Origin of the sequence: Streptomyces bambusae, assembly GCF_020532645.1 — a bacterium.
GTDB lineage: Bacteria > Actinomycetota > Actinomycetes > Streptomycetales > Streptomycetaceae > Streptomyces > Streptomyces bambusae.
On record NZ_JAJAUZ010000019.1, the window covers coordinates 19472 to 37629 of the forward strand.

General features: G+C 73.3%; 15 protein-coding genes and 1 riboswitch. Of the genes, 14 read left to right on the plus strand and 1 reads right to left on the minus strand.

What is annotated here, in order from left to right; translation table 11 throughout:
* Positions 1–32: 32 nt before the first annotated feature.
* The 5 genes from LG634_RS15630 to LG634_RS15650 all read left to right on the plus strand — a co-directional run bounded on the left by LG634_RS15630 (position 33) and on the right by LG634_RS15650 (position 6162).
* Complete coding sequence (locus LG634_RS15630) at positions 33–1967, plus strand: N-6 DNA methylase (protein ID WP_226734484.1); 1935 nt, start codon at positions 33–35, stop codon at positions 1965–1967.
* A 115-nt stretch (positions 1968–2082) separates the two neighbouring features.
* Positions 2083–2691: a hypothetical protein gene (locus LG634_RS15635; protein WP_226734409.1), complete on the plus strand. Its 609-nt coding sequence runs from the start codon at positions 2083–2085 to the stop codon at positions 2689–2691.
* On the plus strand, positions 2688–4226 hold the full coding sequence (locus LG634_RS15640) for a serine/threonine-protein kinase (protein WP_226734410.1): 1539 nt from the start codon (positions 2688–2690) through the stop codon (positions 4224–4226). Before LG634_RS15635 ends, LG634_RS15640 begins: the two co-directional genes overlap by 4 nt.
* A 275-nt stretch (positions 4227–4501) precedes the next feature.
* Entirely contained in the window at positions 4502–5125 is a 624-nt protein-coding gene (locus tag LG634_RS15645; RefSeq protein WP_226734411.1) for a SurA N-terminal domain-containing protein, read from the plus strand.
* Between the two features lie 44 nt (positions 5126–5169).
* Complete coding sequence (locus tag LG634_RS15650; protein WP_226734412.1) at positions 5170–6162, plus strand: nucleoside triphosphate pyrophosphohydrolase; 993 nt, start codon at positions 5170–5172, stop codon at positions 6160–6162.
* Positions 6163–6210: 48 nt separating this feature from the next.
* Here LG634_RS15650 and LG634_RS15655 read toward each other — a convergent pair whose 3' ends face one another.
* Positions 6211–7398 carry a globin domain-containing protein gene (locus LG634_RS15655; protein ID WP_308072505.1) on the minus strand — a complete coding sequence of 396 codons (1188 nt, stop codon included), beginning with the start codon at positions 7396–7398 and terminating at the stop codon, positions 6211–6213.
* A 154-nt stretch (positions 7399–7552) separates the two neighbouring features.
* On the opposite strand from LG634_RS15655, the gene LG634_RS15660 reads away from it, so the two are divergent.
* The 9 genes from LG634_RS15660 to LG634_RS15700 all read left to right on the plus strand — a co-directional run bounded on the left by LG634_RS15660 (position 7553) and on the right by LG634_RS15700 (position 18101).
* On the plus strand, positions 7553–8821 hold the full coding sequence (locus LG634_RS15660) for a cytochrome P450 family protein (RefSeq protein WP_226734414.1): 1269 nt from the start codon (positions 7553–7555) through the stop codon (positions 8819–8821).
* Positions 8822–8992: 171 nt separating this feature from the next.
* Positions 8993–9991: a LysM peptidoglycan-binding domain-containing protein gene (locus LG634_RS15665; RefSeq protein WP_226734415.1), complete on the plus strand. Its 999-nt coding sequence runs from the start codon at positions 8993–8995 to the stop codon at positions 9989–9991.
* A 307-nt stretch (positions 9992–10298) separates the two neighbouring features.
* Positions 10299–10469: riboswitch (cyclic di-AMP (ydaO/yuaA leader) on the plus strand.
* 3 nt (positions 10470–10472) lie between these two features.
* Complete coding sequence (locus LG634_RS15670; RefSeq protein WP_226734416.1) at positions 10473–11168, plus strand: LysM peptidoglycan-binding domain-containing protein; 696 nt, start codon at positions 10473–10475, stop codon at positions 11166–11168.
* Between the two features lie 272 nt (positions 11169–11440).
* Complete coding sequence (gene eno / locus LG634_RS15675; RefSeq protein WP_226734417.1) at positions 11441–12727, plus strand: phosphopyruvate hydratase; 1287 nt, start codon at positions 11441–11443, stop codon at positions 12725–12727.
* Positions 12728–12823: 96 nt separating this feature from the next.
* On the plus strand, positions 12824–13306 hold the full coding sequence (locus LG634_RS15680; RefSeq protein WP_226734418.1) for an FtsB family cell division protein: 483 nt from the start codon (positions 12824–12826) through the stop codon (positions 13304–13306).
* Positions 13307–13357: 51 nt separating this feature from the next.
* The gene (locus LG634_RS15685) at positions 13358–13915 is read left to right on the plus strand and encodes a DUF501 domain-containing protein (RefSeq protein WP_226734419.1); all 558 of its coding nucleotides are present in this window, start codon (positions 13358–13360) and stop codon (positions 13913–13915) included.
* Complete coding sequence (locus tag LG634_RS15690) at positions 13912–14853, plus strand: Ppx/GppA phosphatase family protein (protein ID WP_226734420.1); 942 nt, start codon at positions 13912–13914, stop codon at positions 14851–14853. Before LG634_RS15685 ends, LG634_RS15690 begins: the two co-directional genes overlap by 4 nt.
* A 381-nt stretch (positions 14854–15234) precedes the next feature.
* Complete coding sequence (locus tag LG634_RS15695) at positions 15235–16617, plus strand: NAD(P)/FAD-dependent oxidoreductase (protein WP_226734421.1); 1383 nt, start codon at positions 15235–15237, stop codon at positions 16615–16617.
* 170 nt (positions 16618–16787) lie between these two features.
* A complete protein-coding gene (locus LG634_RS15700; RefSeq protein ID WP_226734422.1) occupies positions 16788–18101 on the plus strand; it encodes an SAM-dependent methyltransferase in 1314 nt (437 codons plus the stop codon).
* Positions 18102–18158: the final 57 nt, after the last annotated feature.

Sequence of the window (18158 nt, forward strand, 5' to 3'; positions counted from 1 at the left end):
CGGAGCACACCGCCGGACCGCACAGCGCCGAGGTGACCGCCGCCGAGATCGCCCGGCTCGCGGGCGTCGGCCGCGCCGCCGTCAGCAACTGGCGGCGCCGGCACGCCGACTTCCCCAAACCCGTCGGCGGTACCGAGACCAGCCCCTCCTTCGCCCTGCCCGAGATCGAGCGCTGGCTCCGTACCCAGGGCAAACTCGCCGAGGTCCCGCTCCGCGAACGCGTCTGGCAGCAGCTCACCGCCCACCCCGCCGGCGCCGTCGCCGCCCTCGTGCACGCCGGCACCGCCCTGCTCGTCGTCCGCGACCGCCCCACCGACTGGCTGGAGCTGGCCCCGCTCTCCGACGACGCCCTCGCCGGCCGGCTGCCCGCCGTCCTCGGCCAGGTGCTCACCGCCCGCTTCGGCCCCGCCCACCCGCCGGCCGCCGACGCCACCACCGCCGCCGACGCCCCGCTGCTGCGCGCCGCCGCCGAACTCGCCGCCGAACTCGGCGCCCGCCAGGCCTTCGAGTTCCTCCTCGGCCGCCACCTCGACGCCAACCCCCGCCAGTACACCCTCACCCCCGCCGGCCCCGCCGCCCTCATGGCCGCCCTCGCCGGCCCGGCCCGCACCGTCCTCGACCCGGCCTGCGGCACCGGCACCCTGCTGCGCGCCGCCGCCCCGCCCGGCCCCGCCCCCGCCCTCCACGGCCAGGACAGCAGCCCCGAACTCGCCGCCCTCACCGCCCTGCGCCTCGCCCTGCACGGCGACGCCGCCGTCCGCACCGCCTGCGGCGACAGCCTGCGCGCCGACGCCTTCCCCGCCCTCACCGCCGACGCCGTCCTCTGCCACCCCCCGTTCAACGAACGCAACTGGGGCCACGACGAACTCGCCTACGACCCCCGCTGGGAGTACGGCCTCCCCGCCCGCACCGAATCCGAACTCGCCTGGGTACAGCACGCCCTGGCCCGGCTCCGCGACGGCGGCACCGCCGTCCTCCTCATGCCCCCGGCCGCCGCCGCCCGCCGCTCCGGCCGCCGCATCCGCGCCGACCTGCTGCGCCGCGGCGCCCTGCGCGCCGTCATCGCCCTGCCCGCCGGAGCCGCACCCCCGTACGGCATCCCGCTGCACCTGTGGGTGCTGCGCCGGCCCGCCCCCGCCGCGCCCGCCGCCCCCGAACTCCTCCTCGTCGACACCGCCGGACTCGGCGCCGACGGCCGCGACAAGACCTCCTGGACCACCCTCCACGAGACCGTCCTCGCCGCCTGGACCGCCTTCGACCGGACCGGCACCGCCGCCGAAGACCCCGGCACCAGCCGCGCCGTCCCCGTCATCGACCTCCTCGACGACGACGTCGACCTCACACCCGCCCGCCACCTGCCCCCGCCCGCCGCCACCGGACTCGCCGAACTCGCCGAGGTCCGCGACCGCCTCGACCGCACCCTCGACCTCGCCGCCCGGCTCGCCCCGCCCGCCGCCGTCCCGGCCGCCCCCGGCGAGACCGACCCGGTCCGCCGCACCGCCACCACCCTCGGCGAACTCGCCCGCGCCGGCGCCCTCGTCCTCGCCACCGCCGGTTCCGCCGCCGAACCCGTGCACACCCGCGCCGGCGACGTCGTCGTCCCCCTCACCGGCGCCACCGCCATGGCCCGCGTCGTCGACGAGGCCGCCGCCGGCGAGGTCCTCGCCCGCGGCCTCCAGCTGCTGCGCCCCGACCCGGCCGCCATCGACCCCTGGTTCCTCGCCGGCTTCCTGCGCGGCACCGCCAACAACCGCCAGGCCAGCAGCTACGCCTCCACCGCCAGCCGGCTCGACGTCCGAAGGCTCCAGCTGCCCCGGCTGCCCCTGGCCGACCAGCAGCGCTACGGCGAACGGTTCCGCGCCCTCGCCGCCTTCGAGGACGCCCTCCGCCTCGCCGGCCGCCTCGGCGACCAGCTGGTCCAGGGTCTCTACGACGGCCTGACGGACGGTACGGTCACAGCCGGATGACCGACCCGGCAACGGTTGTGCACAACCCTGAACCCGTGTCGGCATCGGTGTATACGCTCAGACCCTCGCGTTCACCCCGCAGTCCCCGGACTCGACGCACCCGACAGGAGCAGCAATGCACGGGCCAGGCCATGCACCCCCGCAGCAGGGGCGCCCCGCCGACGGCACACTGGCCGCACTCCGCGCCCTGTTCGCCGCACTGACCCTGCTGAGCTGCGGATTCCTCGGCTGGGTCGCGTTCCTGCGGCTCGCGGTCCTCACCAAGCGCCCCGGCCACTGGGCGCTCCTCGTGCTGGCGGTCGTCAGCAACATCGGCCTGCTCGTCTTCGCCGGCGCGGTCACACCCACCGACGAGAACGTCGAGATGAGCGACAGCGCGGCGCTCTCCATCCTGGGCTGGCTGCTCGTCAACGTCGTCGGCGTCCTCTGCTACTACATCTACGCCGAACTCCGGCACTTCGAAGGCGTCCCGCCCCGCGCCGCCGTACCGCCCGCCGGACTCCCGCAGCCCGGCATGCCCCCCGCCGGATACGGATACCCGCCCGCCGGCCCGCAGACCACCGGCCACCCGCCGCTGCCGCAGCAGCAGCCCCCGCACCACACCCCCGTCCCGCCGCAGCCGCCCGCCCCGCAGCAGCCCGCCCCGCCGCAGCGCATCGGCCAGGTCCGCGCCGAACTCGACGAGCTCAGCGAGCTGCTGCGCCGCGAGGAGCGCGACCGGTGAGCGGACGCGTCATCGCGGACCGCTACCAGCTCGCCACCCTCCTCGGCCAGGGCGGCATGGGCCAGGTCTGGACGGCGTACGACCAGCGCCTCGACCGCCGGGTCGCCGTCAAACTGCTGCGCCCCGACAAGGTCACCGGGGGCGGTGACACCGCCTCCGCCGAGATGCGCCGCCGGTTCGTCCGCGAGTGCCGCGTCACCGCCCAGGTCGACCACCCCGGCCTGGTCACCGTCCACGACGCCGGCAGCGACGAGGCCGACCTCTACCTCGTCATGCAGTACGTCGAAGGCTCCGACCTCGCCGACCACATCGCCGAGCACGACCCCTACCCGTGGCCCTGGGCGGTCTCCGTCGCCGCCCAGCTGTGCGGGGTGCTCGCCGCCGTGCACGCCGTGCCGATCGTCCACCGCGACCTCAAGCCGCGCAACGTCATGGTCCGCCCCGACGGCTCCGTCGTCGTCCTCGACCTCGGCGTCGCCTCCGTCATGGACACCGACACCACCCGCCTCACCCACACCGGCTCGCCCATCGGCAGCCCCGCCTACATGGCGCCCGAGCAGGCCATGGGCGGCGCCGTCGGCCCGTACACCGACCTCTACGCCCTCGGCGTCCTCCTGCACGAACTCCTCAGCGGCAGCGTGCCCTTCGCCGGCTCCACGGCCCTCGGCGTCCTCCACCGCCACCTGTACGAACCCCCGCTGCCGGTCCGCCAGCTGCGCCCCGAGGTGCCGCACCAGCTGGAGGCCCTGGTGCTCCGGCTGCTCTCCAAGGACCCCCAGCACCGGCCGGGCTCAGCCCAGGAGGTCTACGAGGCCCTGGTCCCGCTGCTGCCCGGGCAGGCCGCCGCCGGTCCCGGCAGCCGCCCCCTCGACCCCACCCGGCCCTTCGTCCGGCCGCACGCCCCCTGGCCCGACCGCACCGCGGCCGCCGGGATTCCGCCGCTCCCCGGCACCCCGCCAACGGTCCCCGGCCGCACCGACGTCGCCGCCGCCGTCGACCAGGTCAAGCAGCTCCTCGACGAGGGGCGGCTCACCCAGGCCGTGGACATCCTCGGCGGGATCCTGCCGGCCGCCGCCGCCCAGCACGGCGAGAAGTCCCCGGTGGTCCGCTCCCTGCGCAAGCAGTACGCGGCCACCCTCATGGACGACGGCCAGTACCGGCGCGCCCTGCCGGAGCTGCGGCGCCTGGCCGACGAGCACGCCGCCGCGTCCGGGCCCGGCGACCCGCAGTCCCTCCGGTTCCGGTACGAGGCCGCCCAGTGCCTGGAGCAGCTCGGGGAGCCTGCCGCGGCGCTTGCCGAATACCGGGCCCTGCTGCCGTACTTCGAGAACCAGTACGCCAACGACGACCGCGAGCTTCCGCTGGAGGTGCGCCGCCGGATCGGCCAGCTGCTTCTGGCGCTCGGCGACCGCCCCGCCGCCCACGAGACGCTGGCCCGCCTCCTCTTCGACGCCGAGCGCCACCACGGCCCCCACCACCCCTTCCCCGGCGAGATCCGCCGCACCCTCCACTGGCTGGGCCAGGTCCCCGGCTGACCCCGGGGCTCAATCGCCGGACGGGCTGGATGCCGTGGGCCGTTCCAGCCCTCCGGTCCGTGCCGGGCGAGGAGGAATTCCATCCCCTCCGGCGTTTGAGGAGCGGGGTCCGGGACGGAGCCCCGACCGGCAGGCGGGCGGCCGATCGGGCGGCGCACCCTGATGCGCGCAGGAATCGTTGGTCGAAGCGGTGGCCCGGGCCACACCGACTGCTTAACATCGATCACCGCAAGGCCTTGTGCACCAAAGCACAATCCTTCTGCCGGGAGGCTCCTTTGCACCGTCGCACAGCGCTCTCCGTCTCCGCCGCCCTGCTCGCGGCGGCCCCCCTGCTCGCCGCGTGCTCGGGCGACGCCCGCCCCGGCACGGCCGCCGTCGTCGGCGGCGAACGCATCACCATCTCCGCCCTGCAGGCCGAGATGCGGGACGTGCGCGACGCGCAGAACAGGTCGCCCGACGCCGCCCAGCTGATCGCCGACACCTCGGGCCTGGAGAAGTACAAGCTCAACTCCATGATCCAGAGCCGGGTGCTGGACCGGACCGCCGAGAACGCCGGGATCACCATCACCACCAAGGACCTGGAGGACGCCCGCAAGGAGCGGATCCAGCAGTCCGGCGGCACGGCCCAGTTCGAGGCCCTCGCCCTCCAGAAGGGCGGGCTCGCCCCCGGCCAGATCGACCGGGCCATCCGCGACCAGCTGATCCTCGCCAAGCTGACCCAGAAGTACGGCGAGGGCAAGATCGCCGGCCCGGCCGCGGCCGCCGCCAAGGAACTCGGCGTCAAGGTCAACCCGCGCTACGGCGCCTGGGACCCCGCCCAGCTCACCGTCGGCGCGGCCACCACCTCGTGGATCCGCCAGGTCACCAAGCCCGTGGCGGAGGCCCCTGCGGCGGGCTGACCCCGCGGCGCCGGCGGGCACCGGCACGGAGGTAGGTTCACAGAGTGACTGCTTCCGTGCCTTCCGACCCGACCTCCGGCCCCGCCACCGGCCGCATCGTCCTGCTGACCGCGAGCCACCGGGTCGCCCCCGGCCTGCTGTCCTGGCCGGCCTGGCAGACCCTGCGCAGCGCCGACCTGGTGCTGTGCGCCGACCCAGGCCACCCGCAGCTGCCGTACCTGCGGGAGGCCGGGGTCGTCGTCGAGCAGGCGAGCCCGGACGCGCAGGAGCTGGTGGAGGCCTGCGCCGGCGGCCGCACCGTCGTGGTCGTCCCCGACGGCGAGGGCGACCGGCGGCTCACCGACGGCCTGGCCCGGATGGCCGGCTCGGGCCGCCACAGCATGCCGGACCTGGAACTGCTGCCCGGCTCGTACGACCTGCCCGGCGCCCGGCTCCTCGACCTGGTGCAGGTCATGGACCGGATCCGGCGCGAGTGCCCGTGGTCCTCGCAGCAGACCCACGAGGGCCTGGCGAAGTACGGCATCGAGGAGGCGTACGAACTCGTCGAGGCCATCGAGGACGGCGACCGCGACGAGCTGCGCGAGGAACTCGGCGACGTGCTGCTCCAGGTCGTCTTCCACGCCCGCATCGCCGAGGAGGACGCCGACGAGCCGTTCTCGGTCGACGACGTGGCCGGGACCATCGTGGCGAAGCTGATCCACCGGCACCCGCACGTGTTCGGCGACGCGACCGCCACCACGCCGGAGGAGGTCAAGGCCCACTGGATGCGCACCAAGGCCGTGGAGAAGCAGCGCGCCTCGGTGACCGACGGCATCCCGCTGGGCCAGCCGGGCCTGGCGCTCGCGGCGAAGCTCGCGGGCCGGGTGCGCAGCGGCAAGGTGGCGGTGGACCTGCCGGCCGGCGAGGGCATCGGGTACGAGCTGCTGGCCCTGGCGGCGCGCGCGGAGGCGGAGGGGACCGACCCGGAGACGGCCCTGCGGGCGGCGGCCCGGGCCTACCGGGACGCGATCCGCGCTGCCGAGGGCCTGGCGGACTGAGCGCGGGCGGGCGGGCATGCGCGGCCGGGGCGCGGGCCCCTCGGCGGGTCAGACGCCGGAGCGGGGCGTGCGCGGCGCGCGGGCCGACGGGTTGTGCCAGTGCGGGGACGGCCGCTCCAGGAACCACTCACCGAACCCCAGCGGCCGGGAGCGCCCGGAGCCGACCGCGGGCAGGACGTCGTGGAAGACCCGGTCCGGGTCCGCGCCCAGCTCGTCGAGGAGGGCGGCGGTCTCCTCGACGAACGCCGGCGGTCCGCTGAGGTAGACGTCCTGGTCGGGCCAGCGGCCCCGGTTGCCCAGCGCGGTCAGCAGCCGGCCGGTGGCCTGGCTGCGGTGCTGCCCGGGCGCCGGCGTCAGATAGCTGACGGCCAGCCACGGGTGCCGCTCCTGCCAGGCGTCGATCAGCGGCCGGTCGTAGAGGTGGGCGGCGTCCCGGGCCGCGAGGAACAGCCGTACGTCGTGCCCGGGCGGGCGGCGGACCAGCTCCTCCAGCATGGCCCGGACCGGCGACCAGCCGGTGCCCGCCGCCACGAAGGTCATCGGCCGGCCGTCCCGCCGCAGCGTCATCGCACCGCCGGCCGTGCCCAGCCGCAGCACCTCGCCGGGCAGGGTGTCGCGGACCAGCGCGGTGCTGAGCAGGCCCCGCTCGATCCGGCTGACGTGCAGGTCGAGGGTGTGGTCGGGACGGGGTGCGTTGCCGAGGGAGTAGGTGCGCCAGGTCCGCGGGACCCGCTCGCTGCTCACGCTCACGTACTGGCCGGGCAGGTGGGGCAGCGGCTGGTGCGGGCGCAGGGTCAGCACCGCGATGTCCTCGCCGTACCGGAGGTGCTGCACGACCTCCGCGTCCCACCAGGGAGGGTCCGTACTGCGGGCCGCGCCGGCCATCATGGCGTCCGCGATCAGCGCGTACGCCTCGGTCCAGGTCTTCTCCACCGCCGGCGTCCAGGCCGGGCCCGCGCATTCGGCGAGGGCGGCGAGCAGGCTGGTGCCGACGGCCGCGTAGTGCTCCGGGCCGGCCAGGAACTTGCGGTGGTCGCGCCCCAGCTCGCGCAGGTACGGGCCGACGGCCTCGTCACCGAGGTGGGCGATCACGTGGGTGAGCGCGGCGAACAGCCGGTCGCGCTGGCGCTCCATCTCCTCGAAGGACGCCGGGAACATCTCCCGGACCCCCGGGTTGTGCCAGAAGAGGTGCGAGTAGAAGAACTTGACCGCGTGCTCGGCCCGTCTCTCCACCACCGCGAAGCTGCTTTTCAAGATCCTCACATCCACAGAACCGAAAGTAGGAACGTCGTATCGGCTCAGGTCAAGGTCAGTCCGATCTGCGGACAGCCGTCGCGAACCCGTCATATGGGATGAGCACGGCATGCGCGGCGGGATATACCGTCGGGTGGTGCACGAAGAGACCGCAGCAGCCAGCCCCGCCACGCCCCCGGCCCCGACCCTGTTCGACTGGGAGTTCGCGACCGACCCCTACCCCGCGTACGCGTGGCTGCGCGAGCACGCCCCGGTCCACCGCACCAAGCTGCCGAGCGGCGTCGAGGCCTGGCTCGTCACCCGGTACGCCGACGCCCGCCAGGCCCTTGCCGACCAGCGGCTCAGCAAGAACCCGGCCCATCACGCGGAGCCCGCGCACGCCAAGGGGAAGACCGGGATCCCGGGCGAGCGCAAGGCCGAGCTGATGACGCACCTGCTCAACATCGACCCGCCGGACCACACCCGGCTGCGCCGGCTGGTCTCGAAGGCGTTCACTCCCCGCCGGGTCGCGGAGTTCACCCCGCGGGTGCAGGAGCTGACCGACCACCTCATCGACGGCTTCGCCGCCCGGGGCACCGCGGACCTCATCCACGAGTTCGCCTTCCCGCTCCCCATCTACGCCATCTGCGAGATGCTCGGCGTACCCCGGGAGGACCAGGACGACTTCCGCGACTGGGCCGGGATGATGATCCGGCACGGCGGGGGGCCGCGCGGCGGGGTGGCCCGGTCGGTGAAGCAGATGCGGAACTATCTCGTCGAGCTGATCCACCGGAAGCGGGACGATCTGGGCGACGACCTCATCTCGGGACTGATCCGGGCATCCGACCACGGCGAGCACCTGACGGAGAACGAGGCCGCCGCGATGGCCTTCATCCTCCTGTTCGCCGGCTTCGAGACCACGGTCAACCTGATCGGCAACGGTCTGCACTCCCTCTTCATGAACCCGGACCAGCGCACCCGCCTCCAGGCCTCCCTGGCCGCCGGCGAGACGGACCTGCTCGCCACCGGGGTGGAGGAGCTGCTCCGCTACGACGGCCCCGTCGAGCTGGCCACCTGGCGGTTCGCCACCCGGCCGCTGTCCCTCGGCGGGCAGGACATCGCGGCCGGCGATCCCGTCCTGGTCGTGCTCGCGGCTGCGGACCGGGATCCGGCGCGGTTCGCCGAACCCGACACCCTCGACCTCTCGCGCACCGACAACCAGCACCTCGGCTACGGCCACGGAATCCACTACTGCCTCGGTGCGCCGCTGGCCCGGCTGGAGGGGCAGACGGCACTCGCCACCCTGCTGACTCGCCTGCCGGACCTGCGACTTGACGCCGACCCGGCCGAACTCCGTTGGCGCGGCGGCCTCATCATGCGCGGACTGCGCACTCTGCCGGTCGCCTTCACGCCGGCCGGGAGCTGAATCCGGAACCGGCTCGAAGCTGAACCGGATTCATGTATTCCTGGGCCGTTCCTGACGGATCATCAAGAGTGTGACCTTCGCGTGATCTGCGCTGCATCGACTTGTGACAAACGTTCGATGCCGGTTAGGTTCGCCGTCGCCCCTTTGCTGTCACGCGAAAGGTCCACAGCCATGCGTTCCGGGAACGGCCGCCACAGACGCCCCCGTCAGGCACCCGCCATCGTCGTCACGGCCGGAGTCACCGGCTCCGCACTGGCGTTGCCGCTGCTCGCCGCCACCAACGCGTCCGCCGCGGACACCGCCACCTGGGACAAGGTCGCCGAATGCGAGAGCGGCGGCACCTGGAGCGCCGACTTCGGCAACGCGGCCTACGGCGGCCTCCAGCTCACCCAGCAGATGTGGAAGGACGGCGGCGGCCTGGAGTTCGCCTCCCGCCCCGACCTGGCCAGCCGTTCCCAGCAGATAGCCGTCGCCGAGCGGATCCTCGACCGCGAGGGCCCCGGCGCCTGGCCGCTGTGCGCGGCCCCCGCCGGCCTCAGCGCCAAGGGCCCGGCCGCCGACGTCGACCCCGGCTCCGCCGCCTCGCCCCGCCCGGTCTCGCCGGCCCCGGTCCGCCCCGACGAGCGCCCGGAGCCCGCCAAGCCCAAGCACGCCAAGCCGGCCAAGCCCACCACGCCGACCACTCCGGCCACCCCGGGCACTCCGGGCACTCCCACCACTCCGGCCACGCCCGGCACGCCGACCACTCCGGCCACCCCGGGTACGCCGACCACCCCGGCCACACCCGGCACGCCGACGACGCCCGGCACGCCCACCACGCCCGGCACCCCGGCCACCCCCGGTGACACCCCGGCGGCCACCCCGGAGACCCCCAACGGGCCGACGCCCAACCTGGGCGAGGGCAACGGCCGTCACCGCGGTGCGGCGGCCGAGGAGGCCACCGGAGCGGCCGGCGGCACCGGCGGTGCACCCGACCTCAGCGACCCGGCGGCGATCCCCGCCCCGGTCCCCTCGTACACCGTGCAGCCCGGCGACAGCCTCTCCGAGATTGCGGACGCCAAGGGCGTGAAGGGCGGCTGGGGCGCGCTCTACAAGGCGAACGAGAACCTCATCGGCGAGGACGCGGACCTGATCCAGCCCGGCCAGAGCCTCGACCTCCGCCAGAAATAGGGACACTCCGGGCGAAGGGGTGCGACAAGGTGCAGGCTTGATGCCCTGTTACGGGTTGAATGTCCGTATTGGATCAAGTGAGACATGCGTCTCTTCCGCCCAACTCGCCCACCCCGCCGTGATGATTCCGTAATACGCACCCTCACCTGCGCAAACGCGCGGGCCTGAGGGGTCGTTACGGGCGGTTTCTCCCCGATGTCCGACCTTGAACATCGGGGAGACCTCTGCCTACGGTCTGAACCGCTCGCCACCGCGGGCCCCTTCGACCGCATCGCCGAATCCTGCCGGCGGTCCGGAGGGAACAGTCGTCGCGCAAGCGCCGAAGGCAGGAGCGGGGGACCCAAGGTTCGTGCCGCGCCCCGCCGTTGAGAGACGGTCACGGGACGGCTTGGGGTGAAGCCGCGCGCTCGACGCGCGGCCGGGCAGCTCATCAGCCCGAACCCGACAGCTCACCTCGCAGGCGTCGGTGAGGAGAAGTTCCATGCTGCTTTCCGGCAAGGGCAGGCACCGCCGCCCGTCGAAGGCCACCCGCGTCATCACCCTCGCCGGTGTGACCGGCGCAGCCGTCGCCGCCCCGCTGATGGCCGCCGGCACCGCCAGCGCCGCCACCACCTCCGAGTGGGACGCCGTCGCCCAGTGCGAGTCCGGCGGCAACTGGTCCATCAACACCGGCAACGGCTACTACGGCGGCCTGCAGTTCGCCCCCTCCACGTGGGCCGCCTTCGGTGGCACCGCGTACGCCCCGAACGCCCACCAGGCCACCAAGGCCCAGCAGATCGCCATCGGCGAGAAGGTCCTCGCCGGCCAGGGCAAGGGCGCCTGGCCGTCCTGCGGCGTCGGTCTGTCCCGCGCCTCCTCCGGCTCCGGCGACACCACGCCGTCCAGCTCCGGCTCCACGAAGGCCTCCGGTTCCTCGGAGACCTCGAAGACCAAGAGCAGCAAGCCCGCGCAGACCCGCGAGGAGTCCGCGCCCACCACCCGCTCCGCGCGCCCCGCCGCCCCCCAGGGCTTCCAGAAGGGCGACGGCTCGTACGAGGTGAAGGCCGGCGACACCCTCGGCACCATCGCGACCGCCCAGGGCGTCAAGGGCGGCTGGGAGAAGCTCTTCGAGCTCAACAAGGACATCGTCGGCGACGCCGACCTGATCTACCCGGGCCAGAAGCTGCACCTCTCCTGAGGCCCCGCCGGACCGGCACCCGCACCCGGTGCCCGGACCCGGCACCCGTACCCCCGGCACCGCCCGGCGCGACGCTCCACACGCGCCGGGCGGTGCCGTACGCGGCCCCCAATCCGGGGATGTATGTCCCGGATAAAGGGTATTCGGGCCCTTTTTCGTCCCAGGACCCGGGCGGTCGGCCGGCCGAGTGCCCGGAGCCGGTTAGGCTCTAGGCGGCAAGGCCACCGCAAGGCCTCGGCCACCGCACACCCAGCGTCACATCCCAGAAGGAGATGCTCGTGCCGTCCATCGACGTCGTCGTAGCCCGGGAAATCCTGGACTCCCGAGGCAACCCCACGGTCGAGGTCGAGGTGGGCCTCGACGACGGCAGCACCGGCCGTGCTGCCGTTCCGTCCGGCGCCTCCACCGGTGCCTTCGAGGCCATCGAGCTCCGTGACGGCGACCCCAACCGCTACATGGGCAAGGGTGTCGAGAAGGCCGTCCTCGCCGTCATCGAGCAGATCGGCCCGGAGCTCGTCGGCTACGACGCCACCGAGCAGCGCCTGATCGATCAGGCGATGTTCGACCTGGACGCCACCGACAACAAGGGCTCCCTCGGCGCCAACGCCATCCTGGGCGTCTCCCTGGCCGTGGCGCACGCCGCGTCCGAGGCCTCGGACCTGCCGCTGTTCCGCTACCTCGGCGGCCCGAACGCGCACCTGCTGCCCGTTCCGATGATGAACATCCTCAACGGTGGGTCGCACGCCGACTCCAACGTGGACATCCAGGAGTTCATGATCGCGCCGATCGGCGCCGAGTCCTTCTCCGAGGCCCTGCGCTGGGGTGCCGAGGTCTACCACACCCTCAAGAAGGTCCTGCACTCCAAGGGCCTCTCCACCGGCCTGGGCGACGAGGGCGGCTTCGCCCCGAACCTGGAGTCGAACCGCGCCGCGCTCGACCTCATCGTCGAGGCCATCAAGCAGGCCGGCTACGTCCCGGGCAAGGACATCGCGCTCGCGCTCGACGTCGCCGCGTCCGAGTTCTACAAGGACGGCAAGTACGAGTTCGAGGGCCAGTCCCGCTCGGCCGCCGAGATGACCGAGTACTACGAGGGCCTCGTCGACGCCTACCCGCTGGTCTCCATCGAGGACCCGCTGTTCGAGGACGACTGGGCCGGCTGGAAGGTCATCACCGACAAGCTGGGCGCCCGCGTCCAGATCGTCGGCGACGACCTCTTCGTCACCAACCCCGAGCGCCTCGCCCGCGGCATCGAGGAGGGCTCCGCGAACGCCCTGCTCGTGAAGGTGAACCAGATCGGTTCGCTGACCGAGACCCTCGACGCCGTCGAGCTCGCCCAGCGCAACGGCTTCAAGTGCATGATGTCGCACCGCTCCGGCGAGACCGAGGACGTCACCATCGCCGACCTCGCCGTCGCCGTGAACTGCGGCCAGATCAAGACCGGCGCCCCGGCCCGCTCGGACCGCGTCGCCAAGTACAACCAGCTCCTGCGCATCGAGGAGATCCTCGACGACGCCGCGGTCTACGCCGGCCGCAGCGCCTTCCCGCGCTTCAAGGGCTGATCGGCGCTCGCTGGTCTAGCCTCCGTACGTCCTCGCTCCCGGTCCCGTACCGTGTGCGGGGACGTACGCGCGTGCAGGCAGAGGGGAGGCGGACAGATGGCCGGGAACCGGGACCGGTTCTCCACCGCGACCAGGCTCAGGCAGCTCGGAGAGCGGACCGCCGCCCATGTCTACCGCTCGCAGACCCGCCGCCAGGTCCGGCGCAGCCGGCTCACCGGCCGGGCCGCACTGCTCGCCCTGGTCCTGTGCACCCTCGTGGTCGCCCTCGCCTACCCGATGCGCCAGTACGTCTCCCAGCGCTCGGACATCTCGGAGCAGCAGCGCACCGCCGACGAGGCGCGCCAGCGCTTGGAGGAGCTGCGCGACGAGAAGGCCCGCTGGCAGGACCCGGCCTACGTGGAACAGCAGGCGCGCCGGCACCTGCACTACGTGCGGCCGGGCGAGGTCGGCTACACCGTGATCGACCCGGAGGCCGCCGAGGAGGCGCGCCGCCGCGCCGGGGAAGGCGCCGGCGACCGCCCCTGGTACTCCAACGTCTGGGACGGCGTCGACAAGGCCGACCGCCCCGACGACGACTGAACCCCGTCCGGCCCCCCGCCGGACCCCGAAAGAAGAGACTTCACAGCAGGCATGGAAACGCCCCCGCCCCAGACCGACCGCACCGAGCCGACGCCCGCCGACATCGAAGCGTTCCAGCAGCAGCTCGGCCGCCCGCCGCGCGGCCTGCGGGCCATCGCGCACCGCTGCCCCTGCGGGCAGCCGGACGTGGTCGAGACGGCCCCGCGGCTTCCGGACGGCACGCCGTTCCCGACCCTGTACTACCTGACCTGCCCGCGCGCCGCCTCCGCCATCGGCACCCTGGAGGCCAACGGCGTGATGAAGGAGATGCAGGCCCGGCTCGGCACCGACCCGGAGCTGGCCGCCGCCTACCGCGCCGCCCACGAGGACTACATCACCCGCCGCGACGCCATCGAGGTGCTCCAGGGCTTCCCGAGCGCCGGCGGCATGCCCGACCGGGTCAAGTGCCTGCACGTGCTGGTGGGCCACTCCCTGGCGGCCGGCCCGGGCGTGAACCCGCTGGGCGACGAGGCCCTCGCGATGCTCCCCGAGTGGTGGGCCAAGGGCGCCTGCGTCACCCCGTGCGGCGAGCAGGACGGCGCACCGGCGGCGCCGGAGGAGTCCGCGTGACCCGGGTCGCGGCCGTCGACTGCGGCACGAACTCGATCCGCCTGCTGGTCGCCGACTGCGACCCGCAGACGGGCGAGCTGGTCGAGCTGGACCGCCGGATGACCATCGTCCGGCTGGGCCAGGGCGTCGACCAGACCGGCCGCCTGGCCCCCGAGGCGCTGGAGCGCACCTTCGCGGCCTGCCGCACGTACGCCGAAGTGATCAAGGACCTGGGCGCCGAGCGGCTGCGGTTCGTGGCCACCTCGGCCTCCCGGGACGCCGAGAACCGCGACGAGTTCACCGCCGGGATCCTCGGCATCCTGGGCGTCGAGCCCGAGGTGATCTCGGGCGACCAGGAGGCGGAGTTCTCCTTCACCGGCGCCACCCGGGAGCTGGCCGGGGCCGAGCACCTGGAGAAGCCGTTCCTCGTCGTCGACATCGGCGGCGGCTCCACCGAGTTCGTCGTCGGTACCGAGCACGTCGAGGCGGCCCGGTCCGTGGACATCGGCTGTGTGCGGATGACCGAGCGGCACCTGGTCGTCGACGGCGCCGTCACCGACCCGCCGACCGAGGCGCAGGTCGCCGCGATCCGCGCCGACATCGAGGCCGCGCTCGACCTGGCCGCCGAGACCGTCCCGCTGGACCGGGCCAGGACCCTCGTCGGGCTGGCCGGCTCGGTGACCACGGTGGCGGGGATCGCGCTGGACCTGCCGGCGTACGACTCGGCGGCGATCCACCACGCCCGGATCCCGTACGAGACCGTCCGGGAGATCACCGGCCGGATGCTCACGTCCACCCACGACGAGCGGGCCCGGATCGGGGTCATGCACCCCGGCCGGACCGATGTGATCGGGGCCGGCGCGCTGGTCCTGCTGGCCATCATGGAGCGCACGGGCGCCCGCGAGGTGGTCGTGTCCGAACACGACATTCTGGATGGAATCGCCTGGTCCATCGCCTGACGGGCGGGTGCGGACGGGACTTTGGTCCCGTCGACACGACAAAGTTCGTGAAGTTCTTCACAAGAGAAACGGGTCCGTGGGCCCTCTGGAAGGGCAGTTCGAAGCTCTTTCGGGGTCCACAGGCCCGTTTTGTGTGATCGACGAGCGCTCCGGGTTTGGTATCAGAGGTAAAGACGAACCCTCTGGTTCAGACCCTTCGACTGCCCTCCGTGTGACGACGGGCCAGTTCAGAGCGGGTGTACAACGATCTCCGTCACGTCGTGGTTCCCGGAACGGACAATGACCTCGGTCACGTGGGCCGCGCAGTGTAGCAGAGGGTCCAACGGTTCTTGTGAAGGGGCTCACGAGCGCCCCCCCATCGGGTGCTGGATACTCGATGGCATGAGCACCACGGAGCGTCCCAGGATCCTCGTAGTAGGCGGTGGGTACGTAGGCCTGTACGCAGCCAAGCGCATCATGAAGAAGATGCGCTACGGCGAGGCGACCGTCACGGTCGTCGACCCGCGGTCGTACATGACCTACCAGCCCTTCCTCCCCGAAGTCGCCGCCGGCAGCATCTCGCCGCGGCACGTCGTCGTCCCGCTGCGACGCGTGCTGCCCAAGGCCGAGGTCCTCACCGGTCGGGTCACCACCATCGACCAGGACCGCAAGGTCGCCGTCGTCACGCCGCTCGTCGGCGAGGCGTACGAGCTGCCCTTCGACTACCTGGTGATCGCGCTCGGCGCCATCTCCCGCACCTTCCCGATCCCCGGCCTCGCCGAGCAGGGCATCGGCATGAAGGGCGTCGAGGAGGGCATCGGCCTGCGCAACCACGTCCTCGAGCAGCTCGACAAGGCCGAGTCCACGACGGACGAGGACGTCCGCCGCAAGGCCCTCACCTTCGTCTTCGTCGGCGGCGGCTTCGCCGGTGCCGAGACGATCGGCGAGGTCGAGGACATGGCCCGCGACGCGGCGAAGTACTACACCAACGTGAAGCGCGAGGACATGCGCTTCATCCTGGTGGACGCGGCCGACAAGATCCTTCCCGAGGTCGGCCCGAAGCTGGGCACCTGGGGCAAGGAGCACCTGGAGTCCCGCGGCATCGAGATCTACCTCGGCACCTCCATGGACTCCTGCGTGGACGGCCACGTGGTGCTGAAGAACGGCCTCGAGGTCGACTCCAACACCATCGTGTGGACCGCCGGCGTCAAGCCGAACCCGGCCCTGGCCCGCTACGGCCTGCCGCTCGGCCCCCGCGGCCACGTGGACACCGCCGCCACCCTCCAGGTGCAGGGCACCGACTACATCTGGGCCGCGGGCGACAACGCCCAGGTCCCGGACATGGTCGGCCGCCGCGCGGGCAACGAGAACGCCTGGTGCCCGCCGAACGCCCAGCACGCGCTGCGCCAGGCCAAGGTCCTCGGCGACAACGTCGTCTCCGGCATGCGGGGCTTCCCGCAGAAGGAGTACAGCCACGCCAACAAGGGCGCGGTGGCGGGCCTCGGTCTGCACAAGGGCGTGGCGATGATCGTCATGGGCAAGATGAAGATCAAGCTCAAGGGCCGGCTCGCCTGGTACATGCACCGTGGCTACCACGGCATGGCCATGCCGACCTGGAACCGCAAGATCCGCGTCTTCGCCGACTGGACCCTCGGCATGTTCCTCAAGCGCGAGGTCGTCTCCCTCGGTGCACTGGAGAGCCCCCGCGAGGAGTTCTACGAGGCCGCCAAGCCGGCCCCGGTCGCCGCTGCCCCGGCCGAGAAGGCCGAGAAGGCCAAGGCCTGAGCCTGACGGCCGGGTCCCGGGCCGGCTCCGGCCGGCCCTGACCCACCGCGTGTCCCCGAAGGGGCCGCCCGCCATCCGTGGTGCGGGCGGCCCCTTCGGCGTGTCCCGCTCGATTGTCCGGGCAGGCGCCGGGGTAGTCCGGTTGGTTGAGCCCTCTGGAGGTGTTCGCCATGACCGACGCCGCTCCGCGGCTGACCGCACTCGCCGAGACCCTGCTCGGCTCCCCCCTGCCGCTCCGGATCCGGGCCTGGGACGGCAGCGAGGCCGGCCCGCCGGGGGCTCCGGTCCTGGTCGTCCGGCACCGCCGGGCCCTGCGCCGGCTGCTGTGGAAGCCCGGCGAGCTGGGCCTGGCCCGCGGCTGGGTGGCGGGCGAACTCGACGCCGACGGCGACCTCTACGGCCTGCTGGAGCAGCTCGCCGGCCTGCTGTGGGAACGCGAGCCGGGCCTCGCCGGCCCGTCCCGCACCGAGAACCTGGCCCGGCTGCGGGACCCGCAGGTGCGGTCCGCCGTACGGGACCTCGTACGGATCGCCGGACCCTGGACGCAGCCGGCGCCGCCGCCGGAGGAAGCCGTCCGGCGGGTCGGGGCCGTGCACACCCGGCGCCGCGACCGGCAGGCCGTCAGCCACCACTACGACGTCGGAAACGCCTTCTACGAACGGGTGCTGGGCCCCTCCATGGTGTACTCCTGCGCCTACTGGCGGCCCGGGCACACCCTGGAGGAGGCCCAGCACGACAAGCTCGACCTGGTGTGCCGCAAGCTCGGCCTGGAAGAGGGTGCCCGGCTGCTCGACGTGGGCTGCGGCTGGGGCTCCATGGCCCTGCACGCGGCCCGCACGTACGGGGTGAAGGTCACCGGGATCACCCTCTCCCGCGAACAGGCCGGATACGCCCGCAAACGGGTCGCGGAAGAGGGCCTCGCGGACCGGGTGGAGATCCGCGTCCAGGACTACCGGGACGTCAGGGACGGCCCGTACGACGTGATTTCGTCGATCGGCATGGCCGAGCACGTGGGGGCCGCCCGGTACCGGGAGTACGCCGGGGCGCTGTTCGCCCTGCTGCGCCCCGGCGGGCGGCTGCTGAACCACCAGATCGCCCGGCGCCCCGAGCCCGACGAATCGGCGTACCGCATCGACGCGTTCATCGACGCGTACGTGTTCCCCGACGGCGAGCTGTCACCGCTCGGCAGCACCGTCGGGGAGCTGGAGCGGGCCGGCTTCGAGGTCCGCGACGTCGAGTCGCTGCGGGAGCACTACGCGCTGACCCTGCGGGCCTGGGTGACGCGGCTGGAGGAGCACTGGGAAGAGGCCGTACGGCTGACCTCGCCGGGCCGGGCCCGCGTCTGGCGGCTGTACATGGCGGCCTCCGCCCTCGGCTTCGAGCACGGCCGGCTGGGCGTCAACCAGGTGCTGGCGGTCCGCCCCGACGGCCCGGGCCCCTCGGGTCTTCCCCTGCGCACCCGGGACTGGCCGGCCGCATCCTGACCGCACGTACGGGAGGGGCCCGCGGCATCCGGCCGCGGGCCCCTCCCCGGGTGCATC

What these genes read in the sequence shown, in the direction of transcription:
- LG634_RS15700 (WP_226734422.1), top strand. Translation starts at nt 16,788, where the DNA reads ATGACCGACGCCGCTCCGCGGCTGACCGCACTCGCCGAGACCCTGCTC.
- LG634_RS15685 (WP_226734419.1), top strand. Translation starts at nt 13,358, where the DNA reads ATGGAAACGCCCCCGCCCCAGACCGACCGCACCGAGCCGACGCCCGCC.
- eno (WP_226734417.1), top strand. Translation starts at nt 11,441, where the DNA reads ATGCTCGTGCCGTCCATCGACGTCGTCGTAGCCCGGGAAATCCTGGAC.
- LG634_RS15635 (WP_226734409.1), top strand. Translation starts at nt 2,083, where the DNA reads ATGCACGGGCCAGGCCATGCACCCCCGCAGCAGGGGCGCCCCGCCGAC.
- LG634_RS15665 (WP_226734415.1), top strand. Translation starts at nt 8,993, where the DNA reads ATGCGTTCCGGGAACGGCCGCCACAGACGCCCCCGTCAGGCACCCGCC.
- LG634_RS15695 (WP_226734421.1), top strand. Translation starts at nt 15,235, where the DNA reads ATGAGCACCACGGAGCGTCCCAGGATCCTCGTAGTAGGCGGTGGGTAC.
- LG634_RS15680 (WP_226734418.1), top strand. Translation starts at nt 12,824, where the DNA reads ATGGCCGGGAACCGGGACCGGTTCTCCACCGCGACCAGGCTCAGGCAG.
- LG634_RS15670 (WP_226734416.1), top strand. Translation starts at nt 10,473, where the DNA reads ATGCTGCTTTCCGGCAAGGGCAGGCACCGCCGCCCGTCGAAGGCCACC.